At 57.6% G+C, this 20,134-nt stretch carries 14 protein-coding genes and 2 CRISPR repeat arrays; of the genes, 8 read left to right on the top strand and 6 right to left on the bottom strand.

Annotated elements, in window-relative coordinates:
* Positions 1-113 precede the first annotated feature (113 nt).
* Positions 114-1,031: a CRISPR direct-repeat array (repeat unit 37 nt; unit sequence GTTTCAATCCCCAACCACGGGTCTACGTCGATGCTAC).
* A 428-nt stretch (positions 1,032-1,459) separates the two neighbouring features.
* Genes CVV65_RS13435 through CVV65_RS13470 form a run of 8 tightly spaced genes read left to right on the top strand, consistent with a single transcriptional unit; the run spans position 1,460 to position 9,627 of the window.
* The gene (locus CVV65_RS13435; RefSeq protein ID WP_407928407.1) at positions 1,460-3,694 is read left to right on the top strand and encodes a Cas10/Cmr2 second palm domain-containing protein; all 2,235 of its coding nucleotides are present in this window, start codon (positions 1,460-1,462) and stop codon (positions 3,692-3,694) included.
* Positions 3,691-4,401: an RAMP superfamily CRISPR-associated protein gene (locus CVV65_RS13440; RefSeq protein WP_100668562.1), complete on the top strand. Its 711-nt coding sequence runs from the start codon at positions 3,691-3,693 to the stop codon at positions 4,399-4,401. The genes CVV65_RS13435 and CVV65_RS13440 overlap by 4 nt, the downstream gene beginning before the upstream one ends.
* Before the next feature lie 24 nt (positions 4,402-4,425).
* Positions 4,426-5,727 carry a hypothetical protein gene (locus tag CVV65_RS13445; RefSeq protein WP_100668563.1) on the top strand — a complete coding sequence of 434 codons (1,302 nt, stop codon included), beginning with the start codon at positions 4,426-4,428 and terminating at the stop codon, positions 5,725-5,727.
* Positions 5,728-5,746: 19 nt separating this feature from the next.
* Positions 5,747-6,241, top strand: coding sequence for a hypothetical protein (locus tag CVV65_RS13450; RefSeq protein ID WP_100668564.1), 495 nt, complete (start codon positions 5,747-5,749; stop codon positions 6,239-6,241).
* Positions 6,238-7,152 carry an RAMP superfamily CRISPR-associated protein gene (locus tag CVV65_RS13455; protein ID WP_157935528.1) on the top strand — a complete coding sequence of 305 codons (915 nt, stop codon included), beginning with the start codon at positions 6,238-6,240 and terminating at the stop codon, positions 7,150-7,152. The genes CVV65_RS13450 and CVV65_RS13455 overlap by 4 nt, the downstream gene beginning before the upstream one ends.
* Before the next feature lie 5 nt (positions 7,153-7,157).
* A complete protein-coding gene (gene csx7 / locus CVV65_RS13460; protein ID WP_100668566.1) occupies positions 7,158-8,051 on the top strand; it encodes a type III CRISPR-associated RAMP protein Csx7 in 894 nt (297 codons plus the stop codon).
* A 5-nt stretch (positions 8,052-8,056) separates the two neighbouring features.
* Positions 8,057-9,052, top strand: coding sequence for an RAMP superfamily CRISPR-associated protein (locus tag CVV65_RS13465; RefSeq protein WP_100668567.1), 996 nt, complete (start codon positions 8,057-8,059; stop codon positions 9,050-9,052).
* Positions 9,040-9,627 carry a hypothetical protein gene (locus CVV65_RS13470; protein WP_100668568.1) on the top strand — a complete coding sequence of 196 codons (588 nt, stop codon included), beginning with the start codon at positions 9,040-9,042 and terminating at the stop codon, positions 9,625-9,627. The genes CVV65_RS13465 and CVV65_RS13470 overlap by 13 nt, the downstream gene beginning before the upstream one ends.
* Before the next feature lie 108 nt (positions 9,628-9,735).
* Here the strand turns inward: CVV65_RS13470 and CVV65_RS13475 are convergent, their stop codons facing one another.
* From CVV65_RS13475 to cas3, 6 genes are all read right to left on the bottom strand, one after another.
* Positions 9,736-11,010, bottom strand: coding sequence for a TIGR02710 family CRISPR-associated CARF protein (locus CVV65_RS13475; RefSeq protein WP_100668569.1), 1,275 nt, complete (start codon positions 11,008-11,010; stop codon positions 9,736-9,738).
* Positions 11,011-11,159: 149 nt separating this feature from the next.
* Positions 11,160-12,239, bottom strand: coding sequence for a CRISPR system precrRNA processing endoribonuclease RAMP protein Cas6 (cas6, locus tag CVV65_RS13480; protein ID WP_133121306.1), 1,080 nt, complete (start codon positions 12,237-12,239; stop codon positions 11,160-11,162).
* Positions 12,240-12,253: 14 nt separating this feature from the next.
* A CRISPR array of direct repeats spans positions 12,254-13,028; the repeat unit is 37 nt; unit sequence GTTTCAATCCCCTACCTCGGGTCTTTGCGACTGCAAC.
* A gap of 489 nt (positions 13,029-13,517) precedes the next feature.
* Complete coding sequence (locus tag CVV65_RS13485) at positions 13,518-14,252, bottom strand: hypothetical protein (protein ID WP_133121307.1); 735 nt, start codon at positions 14,250-14,252, stop codon at positions 13,518-13,520.
* A gap of 13 nt (positions 14,253-14,265) precedes the next feature.
* A complete protein-coding gene (locus CVV65_RS13490) occupies positions 14,266-15,225 on the bottom strand; it encodes a DevR family CRISPR-associated autoregulator (protein WP_100668571.1) in 960 nt (319 codons plus the stop codon).
* Positions 15,222-16,901 (bottom strand): hypothetical protein, encoded by a 1,680-nt coding sequence (locus CVV65_RS13495; RefSeq protein WP_133121308.1) that lies wholly within the window; start codon positions 16,899-16,901, stop codon positions 15,222-15,224. The genes CVV65_RS13490 and CVV65_RS13495 overlap by 4 nt, the downstream gene beginning before the upstream one ends.
* 234 nt (positions 16,902-17,135) lie before the next feature.
* Positions 17,136-19,613 (bottom strand): CRISPR-associated helicase Cas3', encoded by a 2,478-nt coding sequence (gene cas3, locus CVV65_RS13500; RefSeq protein WP_100668573.1) that lies wholly within the window; start codon positions 19,611-19,613, stop codon positions 17,136-17,138.
* Positions 19,614-20,134: the final 521 nt, after the last annotated feature.

Genomic DNA, 20,134 nt, shown 5'->3' on the forward strand with positions numbered 1-20,134 from the left:
ACAGCATGCGCAACTCGCGTTCAATGACCGGCCGTTTCTTGTGCGAGGAAGGCAGCATCTGCAACAAGTTCTCCAACTGGCACGTGGATGTACCAGGGCGTCTGGTCGCTGTGGTTTCAATCCCCAACCACGGGTCTACGTCGATGCTACAAACACCGACACAACTCATTCGAGAGGCGTATTTCGCGTTTCAATCCCCAACCACGGGTCTACGTCGATGCTACTTGCCGAACAGGCAGAAACACGCTGGCTAGTTCATGGTTTCAATCCCCAACCACGGGTCTACGTCGATGCTACGCCGGTCCCGGCGGCATGGCCTGCCAGATTCCTCCAGTTTCAATCCCCAACCACGGGTCTACGTCGATGCTACTCGATCCGTTCCGTCCCCTGGCCAAGCCACGGCATCGTTTCAATCCCCAACCACGGGTCTACGTCGATGCTACACTCTATCTTCTTCTTAGCAATCGTGGAATTTACAGTTTCAATCCCCAACCACGGGTCTTCGTCGATGCTACATTTTTAGCCGGCCACCAGATGCGACGGACAAAGTTTGTTTCAATCCCCAACCACGGGTCTACGTCGATGCTACGGTGCCATCACGCATTCACCTGCGACGCAACCGCAGTTTCAATCCCCAACCACGGGTCTACGTCGATGCTACTCCAGTCGTGAGTTCCGCGAAAGCCTTGGTTACTCCGTTTCAATCCCCAACCACGGGTCTACGTCGATGCTACAGTTGGACAGTTGGAGGACGAGGAGATCTTGCGGCGACTGTTTCAATCCCCAACCACGGGTCTACGTCGATGCTACCTGCCGCCGGGACCGGCGCGGGATGAAGTGCACCGATGTTTCAATCCCCAACCACGGGTCTACGTCGATGCTACTTCCGACATCATGGGCTCCGTGGACGCTTACTGTCTGTTTCAATCCCCAACCACGGGTCTACGTCGATGCTACCTTCCAAAGATACGGGAGGGGATCGGGTTTCGGTTGTGTTTCAATCCCCAACCACGGGTCTACGTCGATGCTACCGTTGTCGAATGAACGGAAAAATCGGCGTGGATATGCGCTTTGCCCGTCAAGCCGACACGCTGGATTTTCGAGGATCGACATTCTGCTGAAAAACCTGGCCGATCCTCGAAACGGGGCGGTGACGAGCATGGGAGCCACCCCCTGGATTCTCGACGGTCAACGTTCTGGCGTCAGAATACCACAGATTCGAAGACCTGCCAACGCCTTTTTCAGACTCCTCCGTCTCCACGTTTGTAGATCCGTTCATCACGCGCTTCGATAAACATCCGGGGCAGCCCTTCGCGACCACCTTGCCCATCCCGAGCCGCCACACCCAATCTTCCACAAAAACAACAAAAAAACGACACCACCGGGAAGGAAAAACCATCCTTCCAGTCGAATGAAAGAAGTGGGATGTCAAAGAAAGGCGGGGGGCGAGACATTGGACGTGTACGTTACACCGTGGTTGGAGTGGCTAAGAAATCCTTTTCAGCGACCGAATGCTCGACGGTGCCGTCCAGAGGACTTGGTCTGGCAGGACCCTGTGACCGGAACCTGCTTTGGTATTGAATCCCATGTTTACGATACATACCTGAAGGCGGTCCGGAACTGGTTGCAGACCCATGACGACCCCGGGCTCCTCCTGAGCCGACGGTTTCCTTTCGGCACTACGGATCCGGCAATTTTGCGAGATGCTCAGGCTCTTGTGGGCATCGCCCTGCCGTATCCCCAACCGATGACGGCGCAAGAGGCCATTGACCAGCTCCATGCCGCGTCTGAAGCGGGGGCATCCATGCAAGGGCCACTGTTGCGCACCCGGCTGGGCGACTTTCTGCACCTTCGCGTGACTCTGTTTTTCGCACTATTCCAACCGGAGGTCAACGATCGCTGGCCGGAACTGCGCCGTCTTCTGTGGTCTGATCTGAATCCCCCTCTGGCCGTGGAGGACTCCGAGCGGCTCTCGGCCGTAGAAGCGTTGTTGCTGACAGGTCAGGCGCCGGCCGAACTGCGGGGACGTCGCTTTTTGTTCGTCAAAGGTGGGGCGGTGCGCATCAAACAGTATTACCTCGAAACAGCCGACATCCAGATCATCCGCGGAGGTTCCCGCCTACTCGACGAACTGAATGGCAGCCGGCTCTTGCGCTGGATCGAGAACCTGGGACCGGAACGCGGCTGGATTCCGGAAAGCGTCGTGTACAGCGGCGGCGGCCGCACCCTGTTGGCGCTTCCCGTCGGCGCCCGGGGCATCGACGGTGAACCTCCGGAGCTCGCCATCGAGAGTTTATACGGACGGGTCACGATCACCGCCGAATGTGCCTTCATCGCTGAGCAGGCTCCGGCAGAGGCTTGGACCGATCCGCACTTCTCGGAATGGATGAGTTATCTGGAAACCCGGATTGTCGAGCGCCAGATGAGTCGGCCCCCGTTTTTTTATGGCGAACCGGATGATACTCCCGATCTGTCGCACACACTCAATCACTGCAACCCGACCCCGTACCAACTGTTCGGCGGTCCAACCCGAAGCGGGTCCTGTGCTTTTTGTCATTTTCGACCGGCTGTACGGCGGATCCCCCGGGCAGATGGGGATAAACCCGCCTGCCGCTCGTGCTACCACCGGGCGATGGCCGGATCCTCCAGGGTCAAACGGGAACACCAGTTGCAGATTTGGAACGAAGCCGCACCTTTATTGGGGCTGGCGATGGATCGCGCCCCGAACCCAAAAGTTCCAGAGTCCTTGGTCGACCTGGGCGATCGTATAGCGGTGGTCTACGGAGACGCGAACAATCTTGGCCATTACGTCCAAAACATGAACACACCGGCCAAACTTCGCTATTTTTCGGATTTGGTCGACCATGTCACCCGGACCGCGGCCTGTACCGCCTTGGTCGAACAGATTCCTGACCTCAATTTCGAAATGATCGCCATGGCGGGGGACGATTTGTTCTTCGTCGCGCCAGCCGGAAATGCGCTCGACGCCGTCCCGACCATCATCGAACGATTCGAACGGGCCCTGTGCCGATACCGGCCCGGCACGACCTCCGTTCAGCACGAAGAAACGATGAGCCTGTCGGTGGGAGTCGCCGTGGGGGCGAATGACCAAGCTTTCTTACGGCTGCAGATGACGGCGGATGAACTCCTGAAATCGGCGAAATCGGCCAAAAAGAACGGCTCTTTCGAAGGGGGAACGGTGGATTTTCTACACCTCAAAAGTTCTGTACCGTACGCCGGACGGCTGACCGATTACCGGCTGCGGCAGCGATCCGCACAAGAACCGGGGGAAGGGGGAACCATTTTTAAACATCTCTACGCCCGTCCTTACACAGCCTCGGATTTTCAAAAACTATTGGATTTCATTCGGGATATCAAGCGTTTTACGTCATCGGCCTGGATTCGTCAGTTGTGCCAAGCCGCCGAGACCATGAGCATATCGGCAGGGGATCTGTACGCGGCATATCTGACCTTCCGAGATTCGGTTCGGGAACAACGGGCCGAAGTCGTCCGGCGATTGAACAGCCTGTATCTCATACAGGGGAAGAAACAGCGAGGCAAGATCCTCTGGTGGTCTGAAGGCGAACACCACTACAGCCTGTGGCACGATGTGTTGGAGCTGTGGGATGTTCTCGGGGCCGCCTCATCCCAGGAGACAACGGAGGTCTCGACGGCGACGGAGGTGGCACAATGATCGGCAACGGTGGCCCAAAATCCCTGGTTCAGTGGCACTGGATCCTTCGGCCTGAAACGCCGTGGTCGGTGCGAGGCCCCGGACAGGAAGGGGCATCCGTTTCCGGTCCGGCTCTCGATTGGCGCGGCCGCCCTTATGTGCCTGGCTCAACGATGCGGGGAAAGATTCGAGACAGCTTTAGCAGGTTGGCGCATGCGTTTCAAAACACCTCTGGGGAACCTGACACCATCCTGTCCGGTCATCGGAAGGATTGGCGTGACATGGAACGTTACTGTTTCGGCGCTCCCGGCATCCAACCCGGTCGACTGTACGTCGACGACAGCTATATGCCCGACGATGTCGACGCCTCCAACCTTCAGTTCGCCTCACACCACCGCACGGCCATCCATCGGCGGCTTGGCGTGGTGAAAGACGGTTTCTTGGTGTCGGAAGCCTTGGTGGGGACGGAATGGTCCTTTGTCGGAGGCATGAGCCTGTATTCGACCCGCGAGGATGTGGTCGCTCTTCTGACCCTGGCGATACTCGGGATTGAACATCTCGGCAGCGGGCGATCCATCGGGAGGGGCCGCCTGTCCTGGAATTTAAGTAACGATGACGGGCCTGGAACCAGCCGACTGACCGTCACTATGGATGGAGATCCGTGGACTCCGGCGACCTCGTTATCCGACTTGCGGGAATGGACTTTTCAGACATGGTTCCAGCGGTGACACCAACACAAAGGAGAGAGGTTCATGGATCGTTGGTGGAAGATTCTCCTCACCCCCCGGTCCCCGTTCCTGATCGCCGGGAGGCGGATGACAGATAACGATTACGAGACCTTGGATTACATCCCCGCCCGGATTCTGAAAGCCGCGGTGGCCCGGGCCATCGTCGAGTCGTACGGCGGGACGCCGGAAGACGGTTCGGCGGTCCGGTACTGGGTCGGTCCGGAATTGGACGTCTCCCGCTGTCGGCCGGAATGGCGCCATTGGGTCAAATCCTTTTCCGACATCCTGTTTTCAGATGCCGTTCCCTTTGGAGCCAGTCGCGCCTCAAGCACATTGCTGGTCTGTAAAAAGGACAAGTCCCATCCGCCCATCGATGATCTGCCCCACCGATTTCGCAGTCGAAGTGAAATGGCGTCCCCGGAAATCTTGCCCGGCGCCATAAAAGACCGATCGCTCAAGTGCTGCGAGTGTGGAAGCCGTTTCGAACGCTGGAAGGATGGCTGGAGGCTGCCCCCCGTCCATGGGCGAAAGGGTGCGGTCGCTCATGTGCAAAAACGAGTTTTCACCCGGGTGGAGTTGGACGACTGGCGACAAACCCACCGAGACGCTCACCTGTTCAGCCTCGCCGTGGGGATCCCCGCGGCCGTGGTGGAAGCCGACGTGCGGCCCCTCGTCTTCGAAGGCTGGATTCGCGCTCCGGAGGGCGTCGATCTTGTCCTCCCACAAGGCACTGAACTGCGGGTGGGCGCCTATCTGGGAACGGGTTTGGGGCGCATGGGGATAGAAGTGGTTCCGGAGAACTCCCGGGATCGGGAAAGATGGACCGACCTCCGGGATTGGGAGACCGAAACGGGGGAAACGGCCACTATACCGCTGATTCTTCAGACGGAAGCTCTGTATGCGGTGGGCAGCGGACAAAAACATCCGACAAGCATCGAGGAAGATTTAAACCGTTATGCCGACTGGTGGAAACAAAGACCATCCCCAATCCCCGCTCCCCGTTCTTTGAAGGTGTCGTATGCCTCCATTCAATACGAATCCCGCTACCCGTTTCTCGCCGGACAGCCGGGGATCAGGTCCGCAGAGCCGCTGTGGTACTGGTTGGGCGGCAGTCTGTTCGTCTTCTCTGTCGCGGACCCGGCGGAGAAGGAGATATTGTTCCAGTGGGCAACATCGATCATCCTGAACGGGGTGCGGTCAGATGTATCGGTCGAAGGGATCCGGGAAGGCGGTCGGGAAGGCCTGGAATCAGTGGTAAACGGGGTCGAGACCACCTGGACGCCGGTTCGGATGTGGTCGGCCGAGAACCGCTCTGATAAGCAGTGATCTGAAGGGAGGATGGATCATGAGAAAAGAAACGGCGATCTTGAGCCAACACGTGGACTGGCTGGTCCGACAGGCGGAGGAGTTCGGAACCCATGTGGTAAACGCCCTGCGGAAAACCTCGAACCCGCAACAAGGCGGCCAGGCCAACAATAAACCGAACAACCGTAAGGATCCGGCCGGAGAATTCGGCAAATCTCAAATCGAGAATCTGCTCGCGGCGATGAATCACATCACATCTCTGGAAGAACTGAAACTTTTCGTTCGTTACCAGATCGGCCGCGACGACAAGCGAAACGGATGGGCCCGGGTCGGCGATCGATTCCTGGCGATTCTCGACGAGATCCAGAGACGGGGAGAACACGATGTGTCCGAACCCCGCAGTCGGCAACAACTCCAACATGAAATGGTGGAACGGTTCCTGCTGTATTGGAAATGGCAACACACGTACCTCGTCCATCGAATCCCCGAGGGCACCCATCCGTCCCCGGCTCAACAAAGGAGGAACGCCCGATGAGTTTGTTGCATCATTCCCTTCAAAACGCCTGGATCATCCGGGGGACCCTGGAGCTCATGTCCCCTTTGCACATCGGGGTCAGCGAAAGGGGGGCGATGGGGATGGACGCCAAGGTTGTCAGATGGCCGGACGGGCGGCCGGTGATTCCCGGATCTTCCCTGAAGGGCGTCCTGCGCTCCTTCCTGGAAACGGTCGGCCAGAACGAAAGCTTGCGAAACCTTCTGTCCCCTGAAGGACCGCCGGTATGCATCATCACCGAAAACCCCTGCGGACGGGAATTTCGCAAGAAAGAAGACCGGGACAAGTGGCGCCGACGTCAAATGGCCATCCCAACGAATGGAGATCCCGATCCAGACGACGGATCGCGGGGAAGCTGGGACAATTTGTCCGAAGAAGAGAAGGCCGAGATCGATCGGGAGCTGGCCGAGGCCATCTACCGGTCGCTGTGTCCCATCTGCCGACTCTTCGGCAACCAACTCTTTGCGGGGAAGATTTCCATACCCGATCTGGTTCCCGAACAGGGTCACCCCACCGAGTGGTTCGACGTTCGGGACGGCGTGGGCATCGATCGGGACACCCGAACGGCCCGAAATGGTGTGAAATACGATTTTGAACTCGTGAACCCTGGAGTGGTGTTCCCGCTCACCGTCCGCGCCATGAACCTCGAAGACGATGAACAGGCCTGGCTGCTGCTCGGGCTTGAGGCCCTCCGCAATGGAGAGCTTTTTCTTGGGGGAAAGACATCGCGAGGTTTGGGCAGCGTGCGCGGAATCGGAAGTTGGCGGATTTCCCGTATGGAATCGCGCGGTCCGGAGGATATCGTTCTTCACTACCTGGGACGGGATGAAGAAGAAGACTATGAACCGTGGGTCAACCAGGTCATGGGCCGCTACATGTCAGCCGGGAGGTGAGAATCATGTTTCGATCCTTACACATTGAGGCGACCATCCAATATACCATAACCCCGGAAACCCCTGTTTCAATCCGCAGGGGCGGCGCCAACCCCGTCGATCCCGGCAGCCCGGACGCCCAAGTGGTGAAATACTGGAAAGCCGGGCAATGGGTTCCGGTGATCCCCGGATCATCGATTAAAGGTGTGTTTCGCAGTCGCGGGGAACAGATTCTGAAAGGCAACGGGTTGTCTGTGGACGACGTGTTCAACCACAAGAATGACAGCCACAAGGCGACCGAGACGCGAAGGGACAGTGGACAACAGCCGTACGACCGGGGCCGGGACCTGTATGACCAGCAGTGTGCGGCCAGCAAACTGTTCGGATCTCTGGCCGTGGGCAGCCGAATCTTTTTCGAAGACGCTGTCCCTCGGGATCCTTCAGCGGTACGGCTCGGTTTGCGGGAGGGCGTGGGGATCGACCGCCTCACCGGCGGGCCGGCGCCCAGAGCCCTGTATACCTATGAAGTCGTCGAGTCCGGGGAGTTCACCGGCAGGATCGTGCTTCAGAACTTTGAACTTTGGCAGCTCAAACTTGTGGTTGCCCTGTTGCAAGATCTTCATGAGGGCCGCCTCCGGCTGGGAGCGTCCACTTCGAGGGGACTCGGTCGGGTGCGCGTGGTTCAGGACCACTTCCAGCTAAATTGCCTGGACTACCGCGATGGGCCCAAGCCCGGACGCCGTCCCCTCCGGGACGTCTTCGGCCGCAGCTCAACGGACGACTTGGAGTGGACCGCCGACCTGCTTCGTTCCAGGGCGGTGCTGGAAGGCATGGAGGCCGTCGAAGAGTTCTCCCAAAGTCTTCTCGATCCCTCCCCAGAGACGGTCACCCGAAAATCGGCCGGCTCCGAAAGGCGGTGATTGTCATGGGCCCATTTCACTTTTATTCCGTCGATCCTCACCCTCGTCGTCAGCCGCCAAGACCCCGGGATACCCTGGACCGCAACTTGGTGCACGGCCGGCTTTATGTTGTGTTGGAAACTTTGACACCATTGATCGTGGGCACCGGGGGCTACGAGCTCCGGAACGATCGCTTCGTTCGCGCCATTCACCGGGAAGGCGGGATTCCGGTGATCCCCGGTTCAACCCTCAAGGGGGTGCTGCGCAGTTACGTGGAACTCCTGTCGAAATCCTGTATCCTCTTCGTGGATGGGCGGAGCCATCCCAATTTGACCTGTTCGACGACGTTCCGGCGCGGAGCGCCGAGTTCAGCGGTTTGCCCCGCCTGTCAACTGTTCGGCATCATCGGCAATAAGATCGCTTTAAGGAGTCTCATCTCAGTGGGCTCCTTTCGCCCGACCACCGCTGCAAGAGAGGAAGAAGCTCGGCTTCCGCAATTGTACCGTCCTCGGCTCAAACGAGAAGAAAACGGCACACCTTGCCGGAAAGTGTACAACCACGGCGATCCCAAATACATTCTGGAGGCCGTCCCGAAGTGGAAGAATTGCCGGCCCGACTGGCACCAGGCGGTATCGGCCGGCGTCAAATTCAGCGGATTCGTCGATTTTGAGAATTGCACCCCTGAGGAGGTCGGCCTGTTGGTACTGGCGATGGGAGCCGTGCCGACCTGGAAATTCCAGCTCAAAGTTGGTTATGCAAAGCCTGCATTCTTCGGCAGCGTCCAACTGGACATTGCGGACGTCCAACCCGCCGACCAGAGCTTGTCCTCAGGCCGACGCTTCACGAAAGAGACCTTGTGGAACTGGGCGGAACAATATCTTCAGCAAGACGACTGGAACCGGCACCGCATCGAGGACGTGAGTCGCATCGAACAGTTTGAGGCAGCCAGACACCACGTACCGCAGAATCATGAATACCTTGGGTGGAACCTGGAGGATGGGGTGTACGGATGGGTACCCTGACACGCTCTCAGAAAGAATCTATCGACAAGTTCTTGGTCAAACTGTTCCATTCATCCGATCCGGGGGGCGAATCGGGCCCGGTCCCGGCGCCGGGCCGGACGGCGGCCGGTAATCCGTCCGGCCCCCACGGAAACCGGAAGAACACCCGGACACCGGAGCGCCGCCCGGATTCCTCTGCCGGCAAGCCGGACGCACCCGGGGCGGCCCTCAACCCGGTCAACATCCCCGGGACGATGGTCCAACGCATCCTGGAGCTGTGGAAAGTCATGGAGGAAGACCTGGCATCCCGGCGTACCCCCTCGGAAACCGAAAAAGGGATGAATTACGTCGTCCGGGCCACCCTCTCCGGTGTACGAAAAATCCCCGACCTCCGCGACCACGCCGAAGGCCGGGAACTTCGACAACGAGTGGAGAGCGCATTCGACGTTCTCTTCCGCGTGGACAAAAAGCAGAACTGGGAAAACCTGAGCCGACTGGTGGAACGCCACTGGCGCCCCAATCAGATCACCCATGCCGAAGCGGTGTATTTTTTGGGATGGCTGCGCCGCTTGTTGCCGCGGGATCGAAGTCAGTAGCGGCGGGCGGCTCCGAGATGATGGAGGGCGAGCCGGCCCCGCTCGCCCCCACTCTTGATGATCGAGGAATCCGCTATTGCTCACCAATCCGGGCAGCCGAACCAACGCTTACCACAACTGTTTCAACTCATCAGGCAGCCGATTCGGGAGCTGTTCCAATCGGCCGACTCTTTTGCCGGTCCAGCTCGGAATCTTCCCAAGGACCTCGCGACACATCTCAATAACCGGCCGGGCCGAACGAAGATAGGTCATTTTATCCACCGGCCTGTCGCCGTGGGCTAACTTCGAGAGATTTCTGTGTTGCAGGAAATCAAGAAAAACGTTGCGCCGCCCCTCATACCACCGCCCGAGTGCATCGTCCGGAAAGAATTGCAACAAGTCCCACGCCGCCATCAGTCCCAGCTTCACCGTGTCCTCTCTGGCCTCCCGATGCAATTCCATAAAAGGCCGGGCTTCACTTGGAACCTTTGACACATCCACATCCGAGGTGTGAATTCCGTACCTCTCTTGCAGCCAGACCTGCACCAAGAGCTCCAGCGAGCGATACACCCTGGCGACGGCGTCGTCATACCTTTCCTGGCAATACCGGCGTTCCGCGTTATGTAAGAGATCCTCTACAGCGGTATAAGACCGGGAACCTTGCTCACTTTGAAGATATCCGAGGACGGCGATCTGCTTGAGATAACGCCCGTAAGGCTTCAGACTGTCGTAGGCCCGTGCGTATTGAAACTTGTCCCATTCCTTCAATCCTTGGCAAAAATGAATCGCTCCCCGCACCCGTTGCGCGTTGTCAGTTTGCAAACCGGCCACCGCTTCCCGCAAAATGGCCTCCGCGCCGTCATAGTCGTACACAGTCAGCCGCTGATCCACACTGTCGAGGATTCGCTGGGTCCGAACCCGGGCTGTGGGTGCGGCGGTGGTATGCTCCGTTCGATCCGCCACCTTTTCGAGATCCCGCCGATCCCCCACCGTCACCAGCAACTGAATCTCTGGATCATCCACGGCGACCGTCACCAGAGCCGCAGACATCGTTTTCGTTCCGCCCGTATAATCTGCACAGATCCGCCCTCTTGGGTACTCTTTCTTGACGAAAGCCACTTCTTTCCGAATGGCTGCATAACAGAGCTCAAAATCATCCGGAGGCATCGTGACGACTTTGTAGTGTCCCTCCGGCAGTTCCGTGAGCACGACAATGTTCGGCAGATCCGGGGCCTTGCCGGGTGAACTTCGCAGCACATTGCCCTTCCCAACCACCTGCTCATAGGACCCCTTGGTGGTCCCGAGATCGTGGGAACACAGAAAAACGACGAATTCCGGCTTGATCGTTTCGATGGCGCGAACAATCGGCTGATGGTTGCCACCGACGGTCACCAATAAAACCATCGTCCCTTCCCTCCCCTCTTGTCCTTCATCTCGTCTCTGCACCGGAAACGCGGTTTTTTATTTAAAATTTTAGATACAACCGTCGATAAAGAAATTCAACCATGCCGGGTAAAAATCCTCTGAGCCGACACTTCAACCGACAAATTTGTTCATCCCCATAAACACCGATATCTTCCGAACCCGAACACCGCTTGTTTTCCTGCGTGCAGATATTGCCCCGCCGTCAAAAACGGAACATACGGCGCCAAATCCCCTTCGTACGTCGCCGCACCGACAATCCCACCGAACTGCATATTTTGCCCCTGTCGGGTTGAAAACCGCCAATACTCTTTCCATTGTACATCAGAATCCACCAACCGAACTTCGGTGGCCAAATCGAAAAGAGAAGTATAGGGGATGTCGAGATGTGTTCCGCAGTGCTGCTCCATCAGCCGGGATATGCGACGGACTGCGGCCCGCAGCACAACATGAAAATCCGGACGGCTGACCAAGGCGCCCTGCCATTTCGTCCGAAAAGGCGTTTCGAAAACGAGGGTCACCCGGCCCGGAGGTCGATCCAATCCCGAGAAAACCGTTTCGGTTTCGAGATGTGCCGCGGTGACCGGCACGTGATACGGATGGACACCGGTGCCGAACCGCTCTTGTTTTTTCGAGTACACCAACCAATTTCCTGCCGTGCCCAACGCCTCCACGCTTTCCAAGACTCCGACGTCGCGACGGCCACCGACCCCCCGCTGAAACAGCGCCTGAAACGCTTCGATAAAATGCTGCAAATATCCCATGGCTCTTCCCACCAAAGTGAGATCAAAGGAGAAATGTTCACCCGGCCGCCAATGAACACTGCCGCGCTTCGGCATGTACAGAATGTAAGGGGCAACGAAATCCCTGGGATGGCGAGATGAACGCCGCGTCGGCTCCGCGGCGCCTGCCGAGGCGTCATCGCCCGCATCACTCGGCTCGGATTGCCAATCCAGCTCTTCACCTCCACCTCCCGGTGCGAATACAGCCGCCACCGGACAAGCATCCGAATAACGGCACCCGGAGCGGCATAAGCCCTCTCCAAATCCCAAAGCGACACATTGTTGCTCGCGGAACACCGTGCCGAAGCCGCCTCGAAGCGTGGCTTCGGCAAACTCCCGCAGAGCCATGCCCCCCTCCCCAGCCCGAACCCAAAATCGATACCGCCCAAACGCCAAACCCTTTAACACATCAAACCCAATCTCTTTCACCACGATGTCCTCCCATTTCAATCCCCTACCTCGGGTCTTTGCGACTGCAACGCCAGAAGCGGCGAGGCTGGCAAACGACGCACAACTGTTTCAATCCCCTACCTCGGGTCTTTGCGACTGCAACTCGGATGGCTCTGGCCCTCCGGATGGCGTGGAAGGGTTTCAATCCCCTACCTCGGGTCTTTGCGACTGCAACGACGCATGGAATCATAGCGTCTGGCCAGCCAAGGACGAAGTTTCAATCCCCTACCTCGGGTCTTTGCGACTGCAACACGACGAGGCTATTGCTATTTTGCGCCCGTTTGTTCGTTTCAATCCCCTACCTCGGGTCTTTGCGACTGCAACCTGTCAAGATTCTTATCACCCTTGCTACTGGTGTGATGGTTTCAATCCCCTACCTCGGGTCTTTGCGACTGCAACTTCGCCGTCGGTCCGGCGTGCCAGGCAACCTCGTTTTCCGTTTCAATCCCCTACCTCGGGTCTTTGCGACTGCAACAAGGGCCAGCGGAGGACTGGCATTAAGGTTTTCTACTGTTTCAATCCCCTACCTCGGGTCTTTGCGACTGCAACTACTATCGCCATGTCTCTCTGCCTATCCTGTTACGGGTGTTTCAATCCCCTACCTCGGGTCTTTGCGACTGCAACGAGTGGAGGACGCCTCGAACTGGTCGGCGATCTGATGTTTCAATCCCCTACCTCGGGTCTTTGCGACTGCAACGGAGGCTCAGGGTTTCCTAGCTCGTCCAATACAGGTTTCAATCCCCTACCTCGGGTCTTTGCGACTGCAACCGTTGTCGAAAGAGCACGAAAACCTTTGTGGGACAAGGGCCCATCTCCACAGATTTTTTGCGCTGTGTCGAGGATCACCATTTTGCACAAAAACCCGGGCAATCCTCGAAAGTCCGGTGCCGTAGTCGACAATCGGCTTTTCCGCCTCCAGCAAGGCACGGCACCTATCCCCTACCAACGGGTCTCCACGTGAGCATCAATTACAAAACCAAATACTTTCAATCCCCTATCCCTGTTGTTCTTCACCAGTCTCACCATTCTTCAAGATGCCGGGTTTCGCCACCCGGGTGATCCCAAGCTCTCCACAGATCCGGCACGGCAACGGGTCTATTCTCAGTGTACCCGTGACCGTACCGGAAGACAACCTCTCATTCCAACTTCCTGCCCTCCGCGGACGTGGTGACCCGACGCCCGGTGACACCCCGGTTCCCGACTTCCAGAGCGGGACCACCCTCCCGTTCCGTGCCGAGTCTCCTGCATCTCCGAAGTTTATACGAGCCGCCGATACCAGCTGTAATGATGAGACGACTGCACCAACCGATAAGGCAGGCGGTATTCCCGAAACCTGCGATGTTTCCCCAATTGCGCCCGGGACTTCGAATAACTGTTCAGGCGATCGAACAAATCGTCGAGATTCTTCCCTTCCCCGATCTCGTCCAACACCTGAACGGTCATGAACAGACTCGGGTCCCCACTCAACTCATCGGCCGGGACACAGTAGCCCTCCGGCAGTTCCTCCACCACGCGAACATCCACCGGTTGAAAGAAACTCCCCCTCTTCCCAAAATACTGAACGTGCCACAGGGCATCTTCCAGCAGAGCTACGTCCTTCGGCGCCAGGTCGCCAACAGACAAAGCCACCCGGAGTTCTCCCCGAAAGAAACAGAACTCCCGAAAAGCGATCGACGATCCGTACGGCCCTTTGTCGGGCGCATCAGACAAACCGTCCTTCCGGCTTTCTTTCAGGATTTTTACAAACGTATTCGTCACCACGGCTTCTTCCGGAGGACGCAGGAGAATCCTCTGTGTGGCCGCCATGCGGAACAGCGCCTTCGCCGCGGTTTCTCCGCCGATCCGATAGCCGGCGTCCACCAAAGCCATGCCCACCGCATAAGGCGTGGGAACCAACAGCGTCTTCCCTCCACTCGAAGTGGCTTGGGCGGTGCGGAGGGAGAACAGCGACACCGGCCGATACAGGGCCTCCATCCAACGCGTCCCGGTCATCGCCTTCACCCCGTCACACCTCAAGCCGATCGATCAGTTCACTCATGTGTTCGGCGAATTCGCCGAGAGAACCAAAAGGAATCACCTGCACACTCCCGGGTCTGCGCTTATTAAGTACATCCGCGATCCGAGACATTTCTTCGATAAAACGACTGTTGAGCGCACTGGTGAGGGGAGCGGGCTGGGTCGTGGTGGACACCGACAGGCATCCTTCGAAACCTACGATATGAGGATTCTGGGTATTCCGATGCGCTCCAGACGGCTTTAAAAACGTGTACAACACGCTTTCCAACAACGCTTTCTGCCGTTTCAACCTTTCCTCGGGCGGCAATACGTACTCCAACGTGATGTCGTTGCGTCCGACCCGAAATAGGTCGAGGTTGACGACCGCCGCATACCGTCCGGAAGACGCCGGCCGGTGAAATATATTTTGTCCGGTATTTTCTGCCCCGGTTCTCTCACCGGATCCCTTTCCCCGTCCTTCCGGGGCGTATTTGACATGAAAATACTCATCGGTCCGCGTTGTATCGGGCTTTCCGACCAACCACCCAAACTCCACGGCAGACTTGCGCCCGATGGAACGCTTTGTCCCGCCGATTTCCCGGGTGATCAAAATTCCCTCCAGATCATCCAGCACACACCATTCCAGAGCCCGGCTGAGCACCTCCGAGTCCAGGGCTTTGGCGCCAAACGACGCCGCAAAATCATCGTCCGCTACAATGCGATTGGCGTCAAATCTTTTGCACGGTCCACACAAGGACAACTCCTGCTCCAAAGCGATGTGATACAGGTGTTCTGCCTGAATGTGCTTCATCATGTCCCCGCTCACCGCATTCACAGTATACAGCTGTTGGTCCTCACCCACGATCTGGACCAAACGGGTCTGAAGATAATTCCCTTCCGCACCCTCGTTGTTTAACGAGTGCAAGTCCAACGTCACCAAGCCAGAGATCCCGATGGAAGAACCTCTCATAGTTCCTTTTCCCCCTCATCACGTGTTTGTTCCTCTTGTCCGGCCGCGCCCTTCCCGTCTCCGGATGTCCCGGCATCAGCATCTCGCCGGCCCGTGGTATGGCCGAAAGCCACCAGCAGCATGCCGACCAACGAAGACCCATACTCATCAATCAGGCGAATCACTTCCTCCAGATCTTCAGTCGCCACCTTGTTTTGGCGAACCGACCGACCCTGCTCCGCCAACCTCGCTCGCTCGTAGTTATAACTCGCGACGAAATCACAGAGCTCTTTTACAAAATCCTCTTTGAATTCCGCCTTCCGCCGCCAAGATTGGGCAAGCCCGTAATGAATAGAAACCGGCAGTGGTGTGTTCATCGCCTTGCGGTACTGAGGAAGAATGGTCGAGTTGCGAATGGCTCGCGCCACCGCCTGAAACCCCGGGTTATCAATGACCTTTGTCAGTTTCTTTTCTTTTTCCTTGTCATTCTCGTCGTAGCTCATGAGCACCCTCCTCATGTTCTCTTCGCTGAATGCCCGCAACCCCCGCTTCCCCGAGGCCAAATCTTGCATCAACACCGCCGCGTACAACACGAAGAATTCCAGGGCATCGCGCAAGTCCCCGGTGACGAGAAAATCGCGGTATTTCAACAAAACCGCCATGTGATCGGAACGGTCTTCCCGAAAACCCCGGAGCCGATCCTGGTGTTCATTCAGAATCTCGTTCCATGCCACAGCATCCTCGCGGCTGTCCACGGGAAACCACCCGGGCAGCGAGAGAAACGACACATTCATGACCGCCGACGCCGTCCCAAGATTTTTGAAATAACTTTGGTACAATCCCCCAATCACATCCGAGGGCCGCTTGCGGAGCAGGGAAAAAACGGGACTCCCCGGGTGATCGGGGGAGACGTTTTTGGCGAACTCCGAGTGTCGGATGATCAACTGGGCGGTTTTCAGCGCCATCAAACAATCCAGACGGACATTGCCCCCCCACACCTCCTCGCGACGAAGCTCCCGGGCCAGCATCCGGATCGCTCCTGGTTCAGCCTGTTTCGGCGCCAGACCTAGAATCTTCGTATCGTCGCCGACCACAAAGGTGAACAGGACAAGGGTCATAGCGCGGAATTTCATCCATTCGGCAAACCAGTCGGTCAACACATCCGGATAACCGGCGGGACTGGTGCTATCCGGTTTCGGGCGGTGAATTCCTTTACCCGCAATGGGGTTATAGAATTGCAAGGTACTGGCCGCCTTTGCGAACGCGGTTTCATCCTCCCCCGCTTCCGAAAACCCCAGCCGAGCGGCCACAATCCGGCGGATCCGCTCCGGCTCAGCTTCGGCAATCGCCTTCAAGAGGTTGTTGTACGCATTGGATCCCATGCGCATGCTGTTGAACGTTTTCATGAGCGGAAGCAGAGAATCCGGCGGATCCGGCATCTCGTCCAGCGCGTTTTCCACGGTCCGTCTCCGACGCCCCAAAGCCTTCACCCGTTCCCGATAGGCCGCTTCTTTTCGGCGTTCGGCCTCGTAGTCGAAAAGCGACGGTGAAAGCTGTTGCACCGACCTCGGCACATCCTCGTTTTCCCTTAATTTTAAATACGGATAACCCGGTGATGGGCGCCAAGCGTTGAGTTCTTGTTCCGAAAGCGGCGGATGACTCACGACGGCAAAATGATCCCCGCGATCCTCTAACATGACTGTCCGCCGACGATCGATGCGGGGAGAGCCGTCTTCCGAAATCAACGGGAAATCTGCGACCAAATCAGCCAGACCGACGGCGCATAGAACATCAGCATAAGTATTCGTGGTCTTTGGCACGGTCCATTCTCGGCGTTCTATTGTGCCTCCCTCCTTTCATGTTCAAATACACATTCATTTTGCAACATCCGAACGAGATAGTTAATAATTAAAAAAATAAATATGGTTACTTTATATGCATTCCGTCGCCCACTCCCGGGTCGCCTTCTGATCTGCCAACCTTAATGCCCGCACCGCAAACCAATACAAAAACAACATGCCGGGCGTACAATTCGGCGAGTCTGGCCGGATGAACAGACCGGTCAGGTATTCCGCCTCATCCGCGGCGTAGTCGACAATGTCCGCCGGAAAGGGAACGCCGTGAAGACGTAACACCTGGTCCATTTCTTCCCGCGCCTTCCGGTCCCACCGCACCGGGTACCATTTTTCCGCCCGGGCCTGGTGATGACGAGCCACAACGGAGGCCAGAGCAAACAACAATCCCCTCAGGGCTTCCTCATCCATTCTTACGGCGTTCACTCGCTCCGCCAACACCGCGGCCGATCGCAAGAACCAAACCGCCCCTTGGACGGCGTGGGGGGGACGTTTGAACGAGGGGTTGCGCTGTTCAGCCATGATCGCCGGGTCTTCCACGGTTCGACCGTGCGCCAAAGGAAGACCTGTTCTATGGGCCGGATCATCCGGAAAAAATCGCTCCATCCACCCCCTCATCGCCGATTGCCATTCCGCCGATAATTTTCCCGCGTCGTGGAACACCGCCGCCCACACGCACAGATCTTCCACACTCCACGGCATCGCGCCTAAATCCGCTTCCATGACCTCGGCGAGCTTTCGGCTCCCCACAGGATGTCGGGCCGTGTGAGCACGCACTTCGGACACCACCCGATCCACATGGTCCCGGAACGTCTCAGCTTTATACAAGCTCCGAGGCACCGTGCGTTTTCCGAAATAGTGGATCGGGATCTCATTGCCTTGAACCCCGATCTCAAGGCCGACCCGGCGGTCGTACCGCGCCATGTGAGGCGGCAATGCCAGTAGCCAGGCTTGTGTGATGACCTCTTTGGTCAGCGGCCTCCTTTGCCAATCCAAACGAATGCCGGATTCCTCTTCCTTCCCCTCCCGCGGAACCCATACGTACGAGTGCTCTGAATCTGTCCCCGTCGTTTCCCCGAAGCGATCACCCAACAATCCAAACAGGGCCGTCACTGGAATGGAAAACAACTCCGGCCTCTGATCAAAGTCGATCTCTTCGGGATGATCGGTGATAGCCACCTGAATATGATGAATATTCCGAACCAGTTTTGCCAAAGCACTGCGTTCTCCGTCGGTCATCACCTCTCCAACGGACTTTGTCAGACCAAGAATCCGCTCGATCTGGGCCTGAAGAACCTCCGTCTCTTCCCGATGCACCTCTTGTAACCAGGCATTTTCATCTATGAATGAGAAAATCTCTCCCGATCGGGCTTCCAGATAAGCCCGGGTCCTCTCCAGCCATTGCAGTTCCGTTCTCGTGCGGTACGGGCCTGCCTTCGATTCTCCCCGCTCATTCACGGGCAACTCGTACACGTATACATCGCCTCGGTGGCGCGGGGGCTTGTATCGGGCACTGCGCCCTCCACGCTGAATCAGGGCGTTGGCCGGCGCCAACTCGGTATGTTCCACATCGGCACTGATATCCACTCCGGCCTCCACCACCTGGGTGCTGATTAGAATCGCATTGCTCTGCACAGCATCGGGCCCGAAATACGGCCGCAACTTTGCCTCCACCGCTGCGCGATCCTCCCGGAGAAACCGGCTGTGCAACAGAAACAATTCGGGACGCCCATACCCCCCGCTGCCCACTTTTTCCTCGCTCAATCGGGAGTCCAGCTCTTTGTACAGCTCCTGCGCCCGGGTGACAGTATTGCAGATGACCAGGCTCCGACCGCCTCGGTGCCGAGCCAACACGTCATCCGCCGTCAGCGGCCGACTCACCCAGCGCCAGCGGCGCTCCTTGTCGCGATGACTCGGCATCATCGCCAACTCTTCTTGTGACACCGCAATCCACTCACCGCCCAGGTGTCGGTGGAGCCGTTCCAAACTCTCCTTGGTCAGCGTGGCGGTCATCAGCACAAACTGGGTAACGTTCTTGAGACGGCCGGTCATTTCAATCACAGTTTTCCAGGCTCGCTCGGGGTCAAACAGGTGCACCTCGTCGAAAATGACCAAAGCGCCCAACAGAACGCCCGCGTTGATGTTGTCCAAAGCCGGCGAGAGGGAAACGGGCATCATTAAATAGGAAGAGAGAAGTTGGTCAATCGTGGTGAAGCAAATGTCTCCTTCAAAATAGACGTCTTCGCGGTGCTCCCCTGTTTGCAGCGTCACCCGCAGATCCGGAGCCACTTTCTCACACATTTCCGCAGTCGACTTCCACAACTGATAGGCCAGCGTCCGCATCGGGAGCGCATAGAGCACACGGTCGGCGAAACGCTTCCCCTGCCGATGGGCGGCCACGAAGGGCAACAACACGGCCCACGTCTTCCCCGCCCCGGTAGGCGCATGCACCACCGCGTGTTTGCCGGCTCGCAACACCTGGCACACTTTTTTCTGATAAGGATACAGCGCCGCCTGTTCCCCGACCCATTCACGCAGAAGGTCCTCTTCCAACATCTATTTTCACCCCTGTGTGGACGATCCGTCCCAGCATCCTGTTAGCGATCCATCACGGATAGAACCGCTCACTTCTACACGAAGATTAACACAAACATACTGACAACATACATGACAGCAAACAGATGTTAGTGCTTAAAAAAACGCGACCCACCATCGCGGGTGCCGGGAATGTATCCGGAAATTCCCCATCCATTGACTATCTCTAGAGTGTATGGTCCCGGAGACGGTCAAACCGACCCAAAAGCGGCCAACAGATCAGCAGTCTTACGTCCCCACCCCAACCACGGGTCTTGGTCGATGGAACGCCTGGACCGGCGGCGAAGGCGAGTATGCAGGTGATGTTTCAATCCCCAACCACGGGTCTCCGTTGGTGGAACGAGGTGCGCGAGCCAGCTCCAGGCCCTGTCGCGGGGTTTCAATCCCCAACCACGGGTCTTCGTTGGTGGAACGACAACGGCGGCTGGAGCAGTTGGATGCCCATCGGTTTCAATCCCCAACCACGGGTCTTCGTTGGTGGA

This window comes from Kyrpidia spormannii (assembly GCF_002804065.1).
GTDB lineage: Bacteria > Bacillota > Bacilli > Kyrpidiales > Kyrpidiaceae > Kyrpidia > Kyrpidia spormannii.